This window comes from Halomonas faecis, from assembly GCF_010993975.1.
GTDB classification, from domain to species: Bacteria; Pseudomonadota; Gammaproteobacteria; order Pseudomonadales; family Halomonadaceae; genus Halomonas; species Halomonas faecis.
In genome coordinates, this window is record NZ_JAACZO010000059.1 from 166,991 (window position 1) to 183,632 (window position 16,642).

Below are 16,642 nucleotides of genomic sequence, written 5' to 3' on the forward strand. Positions count from 1 at the left end.
AACCTGCCATGAGCCACAACGATAAGCTGTCCCCGGAGGAGGCTTCCGGCGAGGTCATTCTCTCGGCGCGTCATGTCGCCAAGTCCTTCGGCAACGTCCACGCCCTGAAAGCGGTGAACTTCGATGTACATCGCGGACAAGTCACGACGCTGTTCGGCGAGAACGGCGCCGGCAAGTCGACGCTGATGAAGATCCTGTCGGGCGTGGTCCGTCCCACCTCCGGCGAGATTCTGCTCGAGGGGCGGGCGGTGAGTTTCGCCTCGACCAGCGAGGCACAGCGGCTGGGTATCTCGATCATTCACCAGGAGTTGAGCCTGGCGCCCAACTTGAGCGTGCGCGACAACATCTTCATGGGGCGCGAGCTGGGCGGAGCGACCGGTGTCGACTATGCCGAGGAGGAGCGCCAGACTCGCTTGCTGATGGAGGAACTCGACGAGCCCATCGATCCGCTGACACCGGTGGAGGAGCTGCGGCTGGGGCAGCAGCAGGTCGTCGAGATCGCTCGGGCGCTGTCGGCGAATTCACGCATCCTGATCATGGACGAGCCGACCTCGGCGCTCTCCGCCACGGAGGTTGAGGTGCTGTTCCGGGTCATCCGTGACCTCAAGCAGCGCGGAGTCTCCATCGTCTACATCTCCCACCATCTCGAGGAAGCGCTCACGATCACCGATCATGCGGTGGTGCTGCGTGATGGCGTCATGACGGCCTATGCCCCGCGTCGGGACATCGATCTGGAGTGGATCGTGCGCCACATGGTCGGCGAGGGCTTCGACCTTGGCTCGCCTCCCACGGGTTACGAGATGGGCGAAGTCGCCCTTTCGCTGCGTGAGATGTCGGTGCCGGATGCCACGGTGCCGGGGCGCTCGGCGGTCGATCGCCTGTCCCTCGATGTGCGCGCGGGCGAGATCGTCTGCATCTACGGCTTGATGGGGGCGGGGCGCACCGAACTGCTCGAGAGCGTCGCCGGTCGCATCTCGTCGGCGCAAGGCGAGGTCGTGCTCGAAGGCCATGATGTCTCGCATCTGAGCATCGCCGAGCGCATCGAGCATGGCCTGGTGCTGGTGCCCGAGGATCGGCAGCGCGACGGTCTGGTACAGACGATGTCGGTGGGCGAGAACTTGTCGCTGGCCAGCATCGGTGCCTTTACGCGCGGTCTCTTCACCTCGCGACGGCGGGAGCAGGATGTCGTGACGTCGTCCATCCGCAATGTGCATATCAAGACCGATGGCGGCGAGGCCGGCATCGGATCGCTGTCGGGTGGGAATCAGCAGAAGGTCGTCATCGGCAAGATGCTGGCCACGCATCCCAGGGTCGTGCTGCTCGACGAACCCAGCAGAGGCATCGATATCGGCGCCAAGGCCGAGGTCTTCGGGCTGCTCAGTGAAGGTGCCCGGCAGGGGCTCGCCGTTGTCTTTTCGACTTCCGAGGTCGGCGAGTGCCTGAGCATCGCGCATCGGGTCGTGGTGATGAGCCGGGGACGGATCGTGGCGGAGTTCGGTGCCGGCGTCAGCAAAGAAGAGATCATGGCCGCTTCGGGCGAAGCCGTGGCTGCCTGAATCATACGAATAGCGGAGTGCACAACAATGACCGATACCAGCCAAGCCGCCGGTTCCCGCAATGGCGGACTCGACCTGGGGCGCCTGCTGCTCGAGGGCCGCGCCTTCTTCGCCCTGATTGCGATCATCATCATCTTCTCGATTCTGTCGCCGGTCTACTTCTCGGTGGACAATTTCCTGACCATGTCGTCCCACGTGGCGATCTTCGGTCTGCTGTCCATCGGCATGCTGCTGGTCATTCTGACGGGTGGCATCGATCTCTCCGTAGGCTCGACGCTGGGCTTCGCGGGCGTCTTCGCCGGCTTTCTGATGCAGGGAGTGTCGTTCGAGCTCTTCGGCGTGGTGGTCTATCCGCCAGTGTGGGCGGTGGTCGTCCTGACCTGTGCCATGGGGGCCTTCGTCGGGGCGATCAATGGCGTGCTCATCGCCTACTTCAAGGTGCCGGCCTTCGTCGCGACCCTGGGCATGCTCTATGTGGCCCGCGGCGTTGCCCTGTTGATGACCGATGGCCTCACCTACAACAACCTCGGTGGCAGTCCGGAGCTCGGTAATACCGGCTTCGACTGGCTGGGCTTCAACCGCTTGTTCGGCGTTCCCATCGGCGTGCTGGTTCTGGCGGCCGTGGCGATCGTCGCCCTGCTGGCCCTGACCCGGACGCCGTTCGGGCGCTGGGTCTACTCGACCGGTGGCAATGCCCGGGCGGCAGAACTGTCGGGGGTCCCGGTCAAGCGTGTACAGGTATCCGTCTATGTGCTGTCGGGCATCTGCGCTGCCATCGCCGGCCTGGTGCTGTCGTCGCAGCTGACTTCCGCCGGGCCGACGGCCGGGACCACCTATGAGTTGACCGCCATCGCCGGGGTGGTCATCGGCGGCGCGGCGCTGACCGGTGGGCGCGGCAATGTGCGGGGCACCCTGCTCGGGGCCTTCGTGATCGGCTTTCTGTCCGATGGCCTGGTGATCATCGGCGTCTCGTCCTACTGGCAGACCGTGTTCACCGGCGCCGTCATCGTTCTCGCCGTGCTGCTCAACAGCATTCAGTACAGCGGTCGGAAGAAGCAGCGCTCGACGTCTTCCGGCGGCGAAGTCTCCTCTCCGCAACGAGAGGTCAAGTCCCGCGGGGCGGAGCCCGCCGCGGAAAGTACTGCCGTGAACCCGGCATCACAATCATAAGACCCAAGGGTGACCATTATGCTCATGAAAGGAAAACGCCTGCTGATTGCAGCCCTCGCCGTGACGGTCCCGCTCGTGGCGAGTGCCGCTGCGGCCCAGGACAAGGGGCTCATCTCGATCATCGTCAATGATACGTCGAACCCCTACTGGTTCACCGAAGGCAAGATCGCCGAGGCCACCGCCGAGGAACTCGGTTACGAAGCCAACGTCAGCTCCCACAAGGGGGATACCAATACCGAAAGCAACCAGGTCGACACGGCAATCACCAATCAGGCCGAGGCGATCATTCTCGATCCCGCCAATGCGGATGGTTCGATCGGTGCGGTGCGCAAGGCGGTCGATGCCGGCATTCCGGTGTTCATCGTCAACGCCGAGATCAACCAGCAGGGCCTGGCCAAGGCACAGCTGGTGTCCAACAATGCCCAGGGGGCGGCACTTGGTGCCCAGCAATGGGTGCAGAGCGTTGGTGACGAGGCGGAGTATGTCGAGCTGAAGGGAGCCCCTTCCGACAACAACGCCGCGACCCGTTCCAACGGCTATGAAACCGTGCTCAGCCAGTATCCGAGCCTTGAGCGTGTCGGTTCGGACGTGGCCAACTGGGACCGTACTCAGGGCTACAACAAGATGCAGAGCATGCTGCAGGCCAACCCCGATGTCGACGGCGTGATCAGCGGCAACGATGAAATGGCGCTGGGCGCTATCGCGGCACTCAAGGAGGCCGGCAAGCTGGACGACGTGGTGGTCGGTGGCTTCGATGGTTCGCCGGATGCCGTGGAAGCGGTCAGGGCCGGCGAGATGGCCTACACGGTGCTGCAGCCAGTAGCGATCTTCGCCGAAGAGGCGGTGCGCATGGCAGACGAGTACATTCGCACCGGCGAGACCGGCATCGAAGACGAGAAGAAGCTCTTCGACTGCATGCTGGTCACGGCCGAGAACTTGGATCAGTACACCGATCCCTTCGTGCTCGAGCAGTAATGCAGGCAATTGCCATGGCGGAGCATCCGCTTCCGGCATGTCGAGCCTCAAGCGCCGCCAGGGTTTCCTGGCGGCGTTTTGACGATGGGCCTTGTCAGGCCTCGATCAGCTTGCGTGCCTGACTCAGGTTCTCCAGGGTCAGGGCGCAGGCGTCCGCGGCTTCACGGCCCTTGGTCAAGAAATGCTCATGGTAGAACGCCGTGTGGGGGGCGTGCTCGTGGAAGTGATGGGGTGTCAGCACTACCGAGAGAACGGGGACTTCGGTGTCCAACTGCACTCGCATCATGCCGTCGATGACCGCCTGGGCGACGAAGTCGTGACGATAGATGCCGCCATCGACCACGAAACCGGCGCCGATGATGGCTGCGTAGCGGCCGCTTCTGGCCAGCAGCTTGGCTTGCAAGGGGATCTCGTAGGCGCCTGCAACGCTGAAGACCTCGACGCGCTCGCGCTCGATGCCGTGCTGCTCGGCGAGGGTGGCGGTGAATGCCTCTCGGGCCTGGTCGACGATGTCGCTGTGCCAACTGGCCTGGATGAAGGCGATGCGGGGGGCGTGATCGGTATTCGACTGATTCATGGTCTTCCTCGATAAAGTTACCAGAATCAGGGCATGCGGGACCCGTCGTCGGGCAAGCCGGGGCAGGCGGCATGAACCGCGGGCGCACGTCCGGCCCGTCTAAGGTGCCGTTCTCTTTCATCCGGACTATCACCGTCGGCTTCGGTATCTCACCGAATCTGCTGTCCCCGGCCGTAGTACCGATGCCGGGCGCTCGCGGGCTTGTGCGCGCCTTCTCTTTCACTGAATGGAAGGGTGCCATCACCGCCGGTGGGGACTTTCACCCCGCCCTGAGAACAGTGGCCATGTATGGCCGCGCTCTATTCTACGTATGCCACCGGACGGGCGCCAGATGCCGATGGCGTCTCGCGACATGAGGAGGTGGAACCAAAAAGGGCGCGGCCGACTGGCCGCGCCCTTTTCGTCGTGGTTGCCCGGTCGGTATCAGGCGTCGAGCAGTTCGCGCGCCTGGCCCACCACGTTGTCGACGGTGAAGCCGAAGTGCTTGAACAGGTCGCCCGCCGGGGCCGATTCGCCGAAGGTGCGCATGCCGATCACGCGGCCGTCGAGCCCCACGTACTTGCTCCAGTAGTCGGGATGGCCGGCCTCGATGGCGAGACGCTGGGTCACGGCCCTGGGCAGCACGCGTTCGCGATACTCGGCCTCCTGGCCGTCGAAGCGATAGGTCGAGGGCATGGAGACCACGCGCACGGCGCGGCCCTGTGCCTCGAGCTCGGCGGCGGCGTCCATGGCCAGGCCGACCTCGGAGCCGGTGGCGATGAGGATCAGCTCGGGCGTGCCGTCGCTGTCCTTGAGGATGTAGCCGCCGCGCTGAATCTCGGCGAGCTGCTGCTTGGTGCGCTCCTGGTGGGGCAGGTTCTGGCGTGACAGCACTAGCGCCGTGGGGCCAGCATTGCGCTTGAGTGCGGCATCCCAGGCTGCCGCCGTCTCCACGGCATCGCAGGGGCGCCAGGTGGCCAGGTTGGGCGTGGTGCGCAGGTTGGTCAACTGCTCCACCGGCTGGTGGGTGGGGCCGTCCTCGCCCAGGCCGATGGAGTCGTGGGTGAACACGTAGATCGCCCGCTTGCCCATCAGCGCCGCCATGCGCAGCGAGTTGCGCATGTACTCCATGAAGATCAGGAAGGTCGCGCCATAGGGAATGAAGCCGCCGTGCAGCACGATGCCGTTGACGATGGCGCCCATGCCGAACTCGCGCACCCCGTAGTGCAGGTAGTTGCCGTCGGGGGTGTCGGGAGTGATGGCCTTGGCACCGTCCCAGAAGGTGAGGTTGGAGGGCGCCAGATCGGCACTGCCGCCGAGCAGCTCGGGCAGCTGCGGGCCGAGCTCGTTGAGGCAGGCCAGCGACGCCTTGCGCGAGGGAATGGACTCCGCCCGCTCCTGGGCACGCTGGATCTGGGCCTCGCTGGTCAGCTCGGTGGGCAGCTTGCACTGCACGCGGCGCTGGAATTCGCGGGCCAGCTCCGGGAACGCTTCCTGGTAGCGGGCAAAGCGCGCCTGCCAGTCATCCTGGCGCGCCTGACCCGCCTCGCGGGCATCCCAGCCCTGATAGACCGGCTCCGGCACATGGAAGGGAGCGTGGGGCCAGTCGAGCTGCTTGCGTGCCGCGGCGACCTCGTCCTCCCCCAGGGCGGCGCCATGGCACTCTTCCTTGCCCTGCTTGTTGGGCGCGCCGAAACCGATGATGGTCTGGCAGATGATCAAGCTCGGTTTGTCGTCGTGGCTCTTGGCCAGCTCGATGGCGGCCTGAACCTCCTCGGGCTGGTGGCCGTCGACCTTGGGTACCACGTGCCAGCCATAGGCCTCGAAGCGCTTGGCGGTGTCGTCGGTGAACCAGCCCTTCACCTCGCCGTCGATGGAAATGCCGTTGTCGTCGTAGAAGGCGACCAGCTTGCCGAGCTGCTGGGTACCGGCCAGCGAGCCGACCTCGTGGGAGATGCCCTCCATCAGGCAGCCGTCGCCGACGAAGCAGTAGGTGTGATGGTCGACGATGGTGTGGCCGGGGCGGTTGAACTGGGCGGCGAGCGTCTTCTCGGCCAGCGCCATGCCCACGGCATTGGCCAGCCCCTGACCGAGCGGGCCAGTGGTGGTCTCGACGCCCGGCGCGTAGCCGTACTCGGGGTGGCCGGCGGTCTTGGCGTGCAGCTGGCGGAAGTTCTGCAGCTCTTCCAGGCTCAGCTCGTAGCCGGTCAGGTGCAGCAGGGAATAGAGCAGCATGGAGCCGTGGCCGTTGGAGAGCACGAAACGATCCCGGTCGGGCCACTGGGGATCGTTGGGGTTGTGCTTCAGATGGTCGTTCCACAGCACCTCGGCAATGTCGGCCATACCCATGGGGGCACCGGGGTGGCCGGACTTGGCCTTCTGGACGGCATCCATTGATAGGGCACGAATGGCGTTGGCCAGTTCGAATCGAGACGGCATGGGGTTGAGCTCCTCGCCTGCGGCAGAATGGGGCAGCGTTCCGACGGCGCCGCGGGTGGGGCGGCCGGGCGTTGCCTTCTGGCTGGGGAGGCCGCAGGTAGTGCGGCCAGAATCGGTCGCTATTGTCGCCGACTTGATGGCCGGCATCAAATGACGGATGTCAGGGTGCCGACCAGCGTGTAAACTCGGGTTCTCGAACCGGTCGCTGGCGTATCCGGCCCGTATCGGGCCTACCCGCGCCGGCAGGCCGCGTGGCCAGCCGGGCTGCGCTTGAGCACCTTGCCGTACCACCAAGGGTCGAGGACGCCATGAGCGAATACTCCCTGTTTACCTCCGAGTCCGTGTCCGAGGGGCACCCCGATAAGATCGCCGATCAAATATCCGATGCGGTGCTGGATGCCATCATCGCTCGCGACAAGCAGGCTCGCGTAGCCTGCGAGACGCTGGTCAAGACCGGCGTGGCCATCGTGGCGGGCGAGATCAGCACCACCGCCTGGGTCGATCTCGAGGCGCTGGTGCGCGAAGTCATCACGCGCATTGGCTATACCTCCTCGGAAGTGGGCTTCGACGGCGAGACCTGCGGCGTACTCAACCTGATCGGCAAGCAGAGCGTGGACATCGCCCAAGGGGTCGATCGCACCAAGCCAGATGACCAGGGCGCCGGCGACCAGGGGTTGATGTTCGGCTATGCCACCAACGAGACCGACTCCTACATGCCGGCGCCGGTGCACTACGCCCACCGTCTGGTGGAGCGCCAGGCCGAGCTGCGCCGCCATGGCCTGTTGCCCTGGCTGCGTCCCGATGCCAAGAGTCAGGTCACTTTCCGTTATGACGCCGACGGTAAGCCCAGTGCTGTGGAAGCCGTGGTGCTGTCCACACAGCACGACCCGGGCATCGACCAGGAGGAGCTGCGCGAGATGGTGCGCCGCGAGATCATCGCAGAGGTGATTCCCGAGGCGTGGCTCTCAGCCGCGACCCGTTACCACATCAATCCCACCGGCAAGTTCGTGATCGGCGGCCCGGTGGGCGACTGCGGGCTGACCGGGCGCAAGATCATCGTCGATACCTATGGCGGCATGGCGCGCCACGGCGGCGGCGCCTTCTCCGGCAAGGATCCCTCCAAGGTCGACCGCAGCGCCGCCTACGCCGGCCGCTACGTGGCCAAGAACATCGTCGCCGCCGGCCTGGCCGACAAGTGCGAGATTCAGGTCTCGTATGCCATCGGCGTGGCCGAGCCGACCTCGGTGGCGATCAACACCTTCGGTACCGGCAAGATCGACGATGCACGCATCATCGAGCTGGTCCGCGAGCATTTCGACCTGCGTCCCTACGCCATCACCCGCATGCTCGACCTGCTGCATCCCATGTATCAGCTCACCGCGGCCTACGGTCACTTCGGTCGCGAGCCCTTCGAGACCAGCTACACCTGGAAGGACGACCAGGGACAGGAACACACTGAGCGCTTTTTGGCCTTCCCCTGGGAGAAGACCGACCGGGCACATGCGCTGCGTCAGGCGGCCGGGCTCTAACGCTTCTTAATCCATCGCTTACATGACACGAAGCGCCCCGCCGGCAGAATCGCGCGGGGCGCTTTATTAGGATTCTCGGACATGTCCGCCGGGAATCCGTCATGCCCCGATTCGCCGCCCTCGTTTTTCTGCTGCTGGCCAGTCCTGTCTTTGCCGTCGACTGCCCCGACTGGAGCGGTGCACGCGCCGAACGCGAGCTGGCCGCACTCACGGAGCGTTTGGCAGCGTGGGACGACGCCTATCATCGGCGCGGTCAGTCGCCGGTCAGCGATACCATCTACGATCAGGCTAGGGCGCGGCTTGCCGAGTGGCGGCGCTGCTTTCCCGAGGCGGCAGGTTCGGCCGAGGCAGTGGCACTGCCCGCCGGTGAAGTGGTTCATCCGGTGCCCCAGACGGGGCTGGTCAAGCTCGACGGGAAAGCCGCCGTGCGTACCTGGCTGGCACGGCGTGATGACGTCTGGGTGCAGCCCAAGGTCGATGGCGTGGCGGTGACTCTGGTCTACGCCGAAGGTCGCCTGGAGCGAGCGATCAGCCGTGGCGACGGGCGCACCGGGCAGGACTGGACCACGCGCGTTCGCCGCCTGCCAGCGGTGCCCGAGCGGTTGACCGAGCCCCTGGACGCCGTGCTGCAGGGCGAACTCTATCTGCGCCTCGACGATCATGTTCAGGCCGAGGCGGGCGGCGCCGGGGCGCGCAGTCGTGTGGCCGGGCTGCTGGCCCGTGAGCGGCTGGACGACGCGACCGGCTTACGGATCGGCCTGTTCGTCTGGGACTGGCCGAACGGCCCGGCGACGCTGGCGGCACGCTTGGAGGGGCTGGCGGCGCTGGGCCTGACCGAGAGCGCTGCCATGACTCACCCGGTGTCCGGGGTCGAAGATGCCGCCCGCTGGCGCGATCGCTGGTATCGCGGCGCGCTACCTTTCGCTACCGACGGCATCGTGCTGCGTCAGGCGGGGCGGCCCCCCGGCACGGCCTGGCGAGCGGAGCCGCCCGACTGGGCGGCGGCCTGGAAGCACCTACCACGCGAGGCGTTGGCCGAAGTGCGAGGTGTCGAATTTCGCATTGGCCGGACCGGGCGTATCACGCCGCTATTGCACCTGCGGCCAATCGAACTCGACGGACGCACCATACGCCGGGTCAGCCTGGGGTCGCTCGCGCGCTGGCAGACGCTGGACGTTCGCACTGGCGACCAGGTTGCCGTTGCCCTGGGCGGGCTGACCATTCCGCGTCTCGAGGGCGTGGTATGGCGTGCCAGTGAGCGACCGGCCGTCTCGCCACCCGACGAGAGCGAGTATCATGCACTGAGCTGCTTTCGCCCCGTCGCCGGCTGCGAGGAGCAGTTCCTGGCGCGGCTCGAATGGCTGGGTGGAGACCAGGGCCTCGACCTCGTCGGCGTGGGGCCGGGTACCTGGCGAGCACTGCTGGAGGCGGGGCTGTTGAACGGTCTGCTCGACTGGCTGTTTCTGGATGCCGACCAGTTGGCCGCGGCGCCAGGTATCGGCAAGGCGCGGGCCGACGCTCTCCAGGCTCGTTTCAGTGCCGCACGTCAGCGTCCTTTTGCCGCCTGGCTGGCTGCGCTGGGAGTGCCGCCGGGTGTCGAGCCGGCTCCCGGTGACGACTGGCCGACCTTGGCGAGTCGCAGCAAGGCAAGCTGGCAGGCCCGACCGGGCGTGGGTGAGGTGCGTGCCGCCGACCTTCACGCCTTCTTTGCTCACGAGGCAGTGCAGAAACTGGCCAGTCGTCTGCGCGCGGAAGGCATCGTGGATTTTTGAAGGTTGCCAGCGGTTGTTTGCCGCGTCCTCCCCTGCCTATAGTGGAAGGCATTGATCGATCCGTGGAGGAGGTAACGCATGAACGAACCCGCCGTGTCCGCTCTGAATGCTCAGGATTACCGGGTCGCCGATATCGGCCTGGCCGACTGGGGACGCAGCGAGATCCGCATTGCCGAGACGGAAATGCCGGCGCTGATGACCATCCGTGACAAGTACCGTGCCCAGCAACCGCTGGCCGGGGCACGCATTGCCGGCTGCATCCACATGACCATCCAGACGGCGGTGCTGATCGAGACGCTGATCGATCTGGGAGCTTCGGTACGCTGGTCGTCGTGCAACATCTTTTCCACCCAGGATCATGCCGCTGCCGCGATTGCGGCAGCCGGCATCCCGGTGTTCGCCTGGAAGGGCGAGACGGAGGAGGAATTCTGGTGGTGCATCGAGCAGACCGTGGAGGGCCCCGGTGGCTGGACGCCCAACATGGTGCTCGACGATGGCGGCGACCTCACGGCGTTGCTCCATGAGCGGCGCCCCGAGCTGCTCGACGCCGTCCACGGCATCAGCGAGGAGACCACCACCGGCGTGCATCGCCTGCAGGAGATGCTGCGCGACGGCACGCTCAAGGTGCCGGCGATCAACGTCAACGATGCCGTGACCAAGTCGAAGAACGACAACAAGTACGGCTGCCGACACTCGCTCAACGATGCCATCAAGCGTGCCACCGACCACCTGCTGGCCGGCAAGCAGGCACTGGTGGTGGGCTATGGCGACGTGGGCAAGGGCTCGGCCGCCTCGTTGCGTCAGGAAGGCATGATCGTCAAGGTGGCCGAGATCGACCCGCTGTGCGCCATGCAGGCGTGCATGGACGGCTTCGAGGTCGTCTCGCCTTACCGCGACGGCATCAACCGCGGTGCCGATAGCATCGACCGCGACCTGCTGGCACGCATCGACCTGGTGGTCACCGCCACCGGCAACATCGACGCCTGCGATGCCGCCATGCTCGAGGCGCTCAAGCCCGGTGCGGTGGTGTGCAACATCGGCCACTTCGACAGCGAGATCGACACCGCCCACATGCGCCGTCACTGGCACTGGGAGGAGATCAAGCCGCAGGTGCACAAGGTGCATCGTGACGGCACGCCGGGCGAATTCGATCCCGACAGCCGCGACTACCTCATCCTGCTTTCCGAGGGGCGCCTGGTTAACCTGGGTAACGCCACCGGCCACCCCTCGCGAGTGATGGACGGCTCCTTCGCCAACCAGGTGCTGGCTCAGATGCACCTCTTCGAGCGGTGTTTCGCCGAGCTGCCAGCTGAGCAGCGGCGCGAGGCGCTGGCAGTGACGGTGCTGCCCCGGCATCTCGACGAGGAGGTGGCACGCTACATGGTGGCTGGCTTCGGCGGGGTGATCACCCGCATGACCGAAGCTCAGGCCGAGTATACCGGCGTGCCGGCCGACGGCCCCTTCAAGCCCGATAGCTACCGCTACTAGACGAAGGCGAGAAAACGGCCGCTGACCAGAATGGCCAGCCACAGTAGCAGCGACAGTGCTGCGGATAGCCGAAGTCGTCGGGGCGTGGCGCTGGCGATGCCCGGCCTCAGATTGAGGGCGAGCGCATTGGCCAGCGCCAGGGCGATCAGCGATAGCTTGATTTGGAAAAGGGGCATGGCTGCGTAGTCGGCAGGATCGGCAAGGAACAGCAGGCAGCCGGCGCCCAGGGCGAGTAGTAGCCCGGTGGCGGCGATCGGTTGCAGCAGCCGGGCGGCTTGCGTCAGAGGTAGCCGGCGGCGCCAGCCCAGCAGGCGCAAGTCGAGGGCAGCGATGGCCCCCACCAGCAGGGCGATACCCAGTACGTGCAGGGCGTTGACGGCCGCGTAGCCCCAGCGCGATAGGCGCATCCACTCTGCCAGCGGCGTTGCGGCCAGCCAGTCCAGCAGCTCAGCCATCGGCCGTTTCAGATGCGGTCGGAATAGAGCACGTAGTGGCGCTCGCCGATCCACAACTGCTCGGCTTTCATCAGGCGCTCGCCGGAGCGTTCGCCGGAGACGCGGATCTCGACGCCTTCGGCCAGGTCGCCCTCCTCGAGGCCGGCACGGTCGTTGCGCCACGGCTGACCGACTTCCACCGTCCAGCTTTCGCCCTCGACGTCCAGGGTCAGCTCGCCGTGCGGGTTGCCCAGCCGCAGCGCAGCGATGGTGCCGGTGAGCTCGATGGTCTCGCCGCCGGTCCAGCCGTGATGCGCCGCCGCCGGGGCAAGGGGCAGTAGTGTGCCGAGCAGGAGTGTCAGCAGAAAGAGTCGCCGTCGCATGGCTTACGTCTCCCGGGGGATATTCTTTCAGGCTAGTTCGCCGACGCTAGGGTGCAAGACCCATGGGGGGTCAGCCTAGCCCGGCCAAGTGCGCCATGCCCGTGAGGTAGAGCGGAATCAACAGCGGCGCGGCCAGGGTGGTGATGAGTACCGCCAGGGCACCTTTCTCCGGGCGAATGCCCAGTTCCATGGCCACCACCACCACGTTGGCGGCCATGGGCACCACTCCCAGCAGCAGAATGACCATGGCCATGTCCGCCGACAGCAGCGGTTGCAGGCCGACCGCCACGGCGAGCGACAGCAGTGGCCAGAGGATGAAACGCACCGCCACGCAAGCCGCGATGAAACGGGCATCGAACTCGCGCAGCGAGACTCGCCCCAGCGTCATGCCGATGATCATCATGCCCAGCAAGGTGTAGGTGGCCGGAAAGGCCTCGAGCCCTTCCATGACCGGTGCCGGCATGTCGACGCCTAGCCCACTCACCAGGAGGGCGGCCAGGAACGCATAGATCAGCGGCAAGCGAAGGATCTTGACGAGGCTGTCACGTACCGAAAACTGGCCTCGGGCGCTCAGGTAGAAGCCTACCGTGAACTCGTAGAGCGTCACGCCGAGAATGCAGAACAGATAGAGCGTCACACCCTCCGGTGGCAGCAGGACCATGGCCACCGGCAGGCCGAAGTAGCCAGTGTTGCCGGTGCCGGCGGAAAACGCCAGCAGGGCGCTCTCCATCGACGGAAGCAGGCCGCGGGCTAGCCGGTTCACCAGCAGAGCGAGCAGGCTGGCGGTGGCGAACAACGCGGTGGTGAGCAGCAGATAGTCGGGAGTGGGGCCTCCCAGGATCAGCCCGCGAAAGAAAGTCAGCGGTGCGATCAGGTAGATCAGCAGGGTGGCGATGGGGCGTGGGTCCACTGCCAGGCGGCGAGCTGCCAGCCAGCCCAGGGCCACGAAGACCAGCAGCGTCCATAGCGGGCCCATCAAGGTCGCAGGATCGATCATCGGATACCGTTCATCCTTGTCAAAACCGCCATCATGCCTGTCGATGGGTCGGCTGTCAGGCACCATCATGAACGGCATCGATAGTGCGCTGCGGAACTTTCATTGGCCGTGCGGGCCGGGCCTGGGCAGAATGGCGTCAACGATGAAAGGGACATGAGGTGAATCGATGAGTACGCAGGCACACCCGTTGGGGATCAGCTTCGAGTTCTTTCCCCCGGGCACCGAGGCGGGGCGCGACAAGCTGATACGGGCACGCGATGCTCTGGCTGAGCGCTGTCCGCGTTTCTTCTCGGTGACCTATGGTGCAGGGGGTTCCACCCAGGCGCGCACTCGCCAGGTGGTACGCCAGGTGCGCGAAGCGGGGATCACCACAGCGCCGCATCTGTCGTGCATCGGCAGTGAAAAGGCCCAGTTGCGTGATCTGCTGCAGCAATACCGTGAAGAAGGCATCGACAGCCTGGTGGCGCTGCGTGGCGACCTGCCTTCCGGGATGGGCGGTGTCGGCGAGTTGCGCTACGCCAACGAACTGGTCGAGTTCATCCGTGCCGAAACCGGCGACCACTTCGAGATCGCCGTGGCCGCCTACCCGGAGTCGCATCCCCAGGCGCCGAGTTTCGAGCGGGATCTCGAGAACTTCGCACGCAAGATGCACGCAGGTGCGAATCTCGCCATCACCCAATACTTCTTCACCGCCGAGGCCTACTTCCACTTCGTCGAGCGGGCTCGTGCCCTGGGCGTGGAAGCCCCCATCGTGCCGGGCATCATGCCCATCACCAACTACACCAAGCTGGCGCGTTTCTCCGATGCCTGCGGCGCCGAGATCCCGCGCTGGATCCGCAAGCAGCTCGAGGCCTATGGCGATGACAGCGAGGCGATCGCCGCCTTCGGCGAGGAGGTGGTATCGCGTCTCTGCCAGCGGCTGCTCGATGGCGGGGCGCCGGGACTGCACTTCTATACGTTGAATCAGGCCGAACCGACGCTGGCGATCCTCGATAACATCACCGTCTGACTCCGCCGCGAAGAGCGTCGCATAGCGTCGTCACCCACAACGAGAAAGGGCCCCGCCATGGCGGGGCCCTTGTGCTGATGGGATGACCCAACGGTGCGTTCAGCCCGAAGAGGCAGCTGGCTGGGCACCGCCGCCGTGGCGGCCGCGCTGCAGCAGGAACAGCAGCCCGCCGATCGCCAGGCCGGCGATGTCGGTGTAGATGCCGCCGTAGATCATGCACAGGGCGCCGACCAGCATCAGCACGCGCATCCACGCCTTCACCGGCCCGAAGAACCAGGCCTGCACGGCGGAGGCGAGCAGGATGATGCCCAGCGTGGCGGTAACGCCGACGCGCAGGATTTGCATCCAGGATCCTTCCAGCAGCATGGCCGGGCTGTAGAAGAACATGAAGGGCACGATGAAGGCGGCCAGGCCCACCTTGAAGGAGGCGACCGAGGTGCCCATGGCGTTGTCGCCGGAGATGCCTGCGGCGGCGTAGGAGGCCAGCGCCACCGGCGGCGTGATCGCCGAAACCACCGCGAAGTAGAACACGAAGAAGTGCGCCACCAGTGGCTGAATGCCGATGTTGATCAGGCCGGGTGCCACCACTGAGGCGGCCACGGCATAGGCGGCCGTGGTGGGCATGCCCATTCCCAGCAGGATAGAGATGCACATGGCAAAGAATAGCGCCAGCAGCTGGCTGACGCCGGCCAGGCCCAGCAGCAGCGACGAGAAGCGTGCGCCGACGCCGGTCAACGAGATGACGCCGACGATCAGTCCGGCACAGGCGCATACGGCGATGATCTGAATCGACATGGTGCCGGCCAGCTGCAGGGCACGCAGGATAGAGCGGATGCCCATCTTGTGAGGCGAGATCCAGCTCACCACGGCGGCAGAGGCGGTGGCCAGGGTGCCGGCGCGGATCACCGAGTAGCCCATGAAGAGCGCGGCGATCAGGATGATGATCGGGGCAAACAGATACACCTGCTTGGCCAGCTTGGAGAAGAGCGGAATCTCCTCCTTGCGCATGCCGCGCATGCCTTTGCGGGCCGCTTCCAGGTCGACCATGAAATAGATCGACACGAAGTAGAGGATGGCCGGGATCAATGCCGCTACGGCGATCTCGGTATAGGGGATGCCGGTGATTTCGGCCATGATGAAGGCCCCGGCGCCCATGATTGGCGGCATGATCTGTCCGCCGGTGGAGGCGGCGGCCTCGATGGCACCGGCGCTGCGGCCGGGATAGCCCACCTTCTTCATCAGCGGGATGGTCAGCGAGCCGGTGGAGACGACGTTGCCGGCACTGGTGCCGTTGATCATGCCCATCAGGCCGGAGGCGAAGATCGCCACCTTGGCGGGGCCGCCACGCGCGCGGCCAGCGGCGGCGAAAGCGAAGTTGACGAAGTAGTCGCCGACCTTGGAGGCCTGCAGGAAGGCCGCGAAGATGATGAACAGGATGATGTAGGTGGACGACACGGCGGTGGTCGGCCCGAGAATGCCGGCATCGGTGTAGACCTGGCTGAAGAAGCGACCCACCGAGAGCCCAGGGTAGCCGAGAAAACCGGGGAGGTAGGGGCCGGCGAAGACGTAGAGCAGGAACACGACCGAGATGACCACCAGAGCGAGACCGGCAACGCGACGCGTCAGCTCAAGGATCAGCAACGACCCGGCGATGGCGGCGTAGGAGATGCCCATGGGTGCGAACGAGGTGCCGGTCGAGGCGCGCAGCGGCGTGTTGAAGATCACCAGCAAATAGCCGGCCACGGCGGCGGTACATGCCATCAGCACCAGGTCGGGCGGCGACAGCTTCTGGCGCACCTGGCGATAGCCCCAGGAGAGCATGATGGCGGCCGAGGTGGCCAGGATCAGCGGGTAGCCGTAGTGCCAGGCCTCGACGTGAGGGGCGATGCGCATGGCGCCGCCGGCGATGTCGCGCTGCATCAGGAAGACCTGCACGAGTGCGTACAGGGCAGGCAGCAGCAGAGCATAGCTGACCCAGGTCAGCCATGGGGAAGCGGGGCCTCGGCTGTCGTCGGCGAAACGCGTGCCGGCGTAGAGGCCGTAGCCGAGGATCAACGCACCGGCGATGTGGACGATACGAAATGACCAGGTTTCCATCGGGTAGACGTTCAGCGACACCAGGTGGAAAGCGGAGTAGACGATGGCCAGGACGGCGAACAGGATCAGCTGCCACCCCTTGTAGAGGCGTCGGTTGGACTCGACAACCTCCTCGTCGACGCCCTCGACGACGTGGTCGGGGCCGTTGTCGCGGGCCTCGTTGTCACGCTCGGGATGGGTGTCGGGTGTATGACTCATGGGTAGGTCACCCTCGGGTGTGGGACGGTGGAATGCCAA

General features: G+C 65.7%; 13 protein-coding genes and 1 riboswitch. Of the genes, 7 read left to right on the forward strand and 6 right to left on the reverse strand.

Translation table 11 applies throughout. The features are described from left to right. Positions 1-8: 8 nt before the first annotated feature. Genes GFD32_RS19645 through GFD32_RS19655 form a run of 3 tightly spaced genes read left to right on the forward strand, consistent with a single transcriptional unit; the run spans position 9 to position 3,701 of the window. The gene (locus tag GFD32_RS19645) at positions 9-1,556 is read left to right on the forward strand and encodes a sugar ABC transporter ATP-binding protein (RefSeq protein ID WP_163578268.1); all 1,548 of its coding nucleotides are present in this window, start codon (positions 9-11) and stop codon (positions 1,554-1,556) included. Positions 1,557-1,583: 27 nt separating this feature from the next. Then, the gene (locus GFD32_RS19650) at positions 1,584-2,726 is read left to right on the forward strand and encodes an ABC transporter permease (RefSeq protein ID WP_163578269.1); all 1,143 of its coding nucleotides are present in this window, start codon (positions 1,584-1,586) and stop codon (positions 2,724-2,726) included. A gap of 24 nt (positions 2,727-2,750) precedes the next feature. Next, complete coding sequence (locus GFD32_RS19655) at positions 2,751-3,701, forward strand: D-ribose ABC transporter substrate-binding protein (protein WP_240455717.1); 951 nt, start codon at positions 2,751-2,753, stop codon at positions 3,699-3,701. A 94-nt stretch (positions 3,702-3,795) separates the two neighbouring features. Here GFD32_RS19655 and GFD32_RS19660 read toward each other — a convergent pair whose 3' ends face one another. Together GFD32_RS19660 and tkt are read right to left on the reverse strand one after the other, a co-directional pair. Further along, positions 3,796-4,278, reverse strand: a complete 483-nt coding sequence (locus GFD32_RS19660; protein WP_163578271.1) for a 6,7-dimethyl-8-ribityllumazine synthase — start codon at positions 4,276-4,278, stop codon at positions 3,796-3,798. A 105-nt stretch (positions 4,279-4,383) separates the two neighbouring features. After that, positions 4,384-4,559, reverse strand: a riboswitch (FMN riboswitch). 142 nt (positions 4,560-4,701) lie between these two features. Then, positions 4,702-6,696: a transketolase gene (tkt, locus tag GFD32_RS19665; RefSeq protein WP_163578272.1), complete on the reverse strand. Its 1,995-nt coding sequence runs from the start codon at positions 6,694-6,696 to the stop codon at positions 4,702-4,704. Between the two features lie 308 nt (positions 6,697-7,004). On the opposite strand from tkt, the gene metK reads away from it, so the two are divergent. The 3 genes from metK (at position 7,005) to ahcY (ending at position 11,485) form a co-directional block, all read left to right on the forward strand. Beyond that, entirely contained in the window at positions 7,005-8,225 is a 1,221-nt protein-coding gene (metK, locus tag GFD32_RS19670) for a methionine adenosyltransferase (protein ID WP_163578273.1), read from the forward strand. Between the two features lie 101 nt (positions 8,226-8,326). Further along, complete coding sequence (ligB, locus tag GFD32_RS19675) at positions 8,327-9,997, forward strand: NAD-dependent DNA ligase LigB (RefSeq protein WP_163578274.1); 1,671 nt, start codon at positions 8,327-8,329, stop codon at positions 9,995-9,997. Positions 9,998-10,075: 78 nt separating this feature from the next. Further along, on the forward strand, positions 10,076-11,485 hold the full coding sequence (gene ahcY / locus GFD32_RS19680) for an adenosylhomocysteinase (protein ID WP_205599173.1): 1,410 nt from the start codon (positions 10,076-10,078) through the stop codon (positions 11,483-11,485). Here the strand turns inward: ahcY and GFD32_RS19685 are convergent. The 3 genes from GFD32_RS19685 to GFD32_RS19695 all read right to left on the reverse strand — a co-directional run bounded on the left by GFD32_RS19685 (position 11,482) and on the right by GFD32_RS19695 (position 13,299). Further along, positions 11,482-11,940, reverse strand: a complete 459-nt coding sequence (locus GFD32_RS19685) for a hypothetical protein (RefSeq protein WP_163578275.1) — start codon at positions 11,938-11,940, stop codon at positions 11,482-11,484. The two genes, ahcY and GFD32_RS19685, sit on opposite strands and share 4 nt — an antisense overlap. Before the next feature lie 8 nt (positions 11,941-11,948). Further along, positions 11,949-12,302 carry a DUF6152 family protein gene (locus GFD32_RS19690; protein WP_163578276.1) on the reverse strand — a complete coding sequence of 118 codons (354 nt, stop codon included), beginning with the start codon at positions 12,300-12,302 and terminating at the stop codon, positions 11,949-11,951. Between the two features lie 70 nt (positions 12,303-12,372). Continuing rightward, positions 12,373-13,299 (reverse strand): AEC family transporter, encoded by a 927-nt coding sequence (locus GFD32_RS19695; RefSeq protein WP_163578277.1) that lies wholly within the window; start codon positions 13,297-13,299, stop codon positions 12,373-12,375. A 166-nt stretch (positions 13,300-13,465) separates the two neighbouring features. Between GFD32_RS19695 and metF the strand changes: the two genes are divergently transcribed. Further along, on the forward strand, positions 13,466-14,308 hold the full coding sequence (metF, locus tag GFD32_RS19700) for a methylenetetrahydrofolate reductase [NAD(P)H] (protein ID WP_163578278.1): 843 nt from the start codon (positions 13,466-13,468) through the stop codon (positions 14,306-14,308). 99 nt (positions 14,309-14,407) lie between these two features. Here the strand turns inward: metF and GFD32_RS19705 are convergent, their stop codons facing one another. Next, complete coding sequence (locus GFD32_RS19705; RefSeq protein WP_163578279.1) at positions 14,408-16,603, reverse strand: TRAP transporter permease; 2,196 nt, start codon at positions 16,601-16,603, stop codon at positions 14,408-14,410. Positions 16,604-16,642 lie beyond the last annotated feature (39 nt).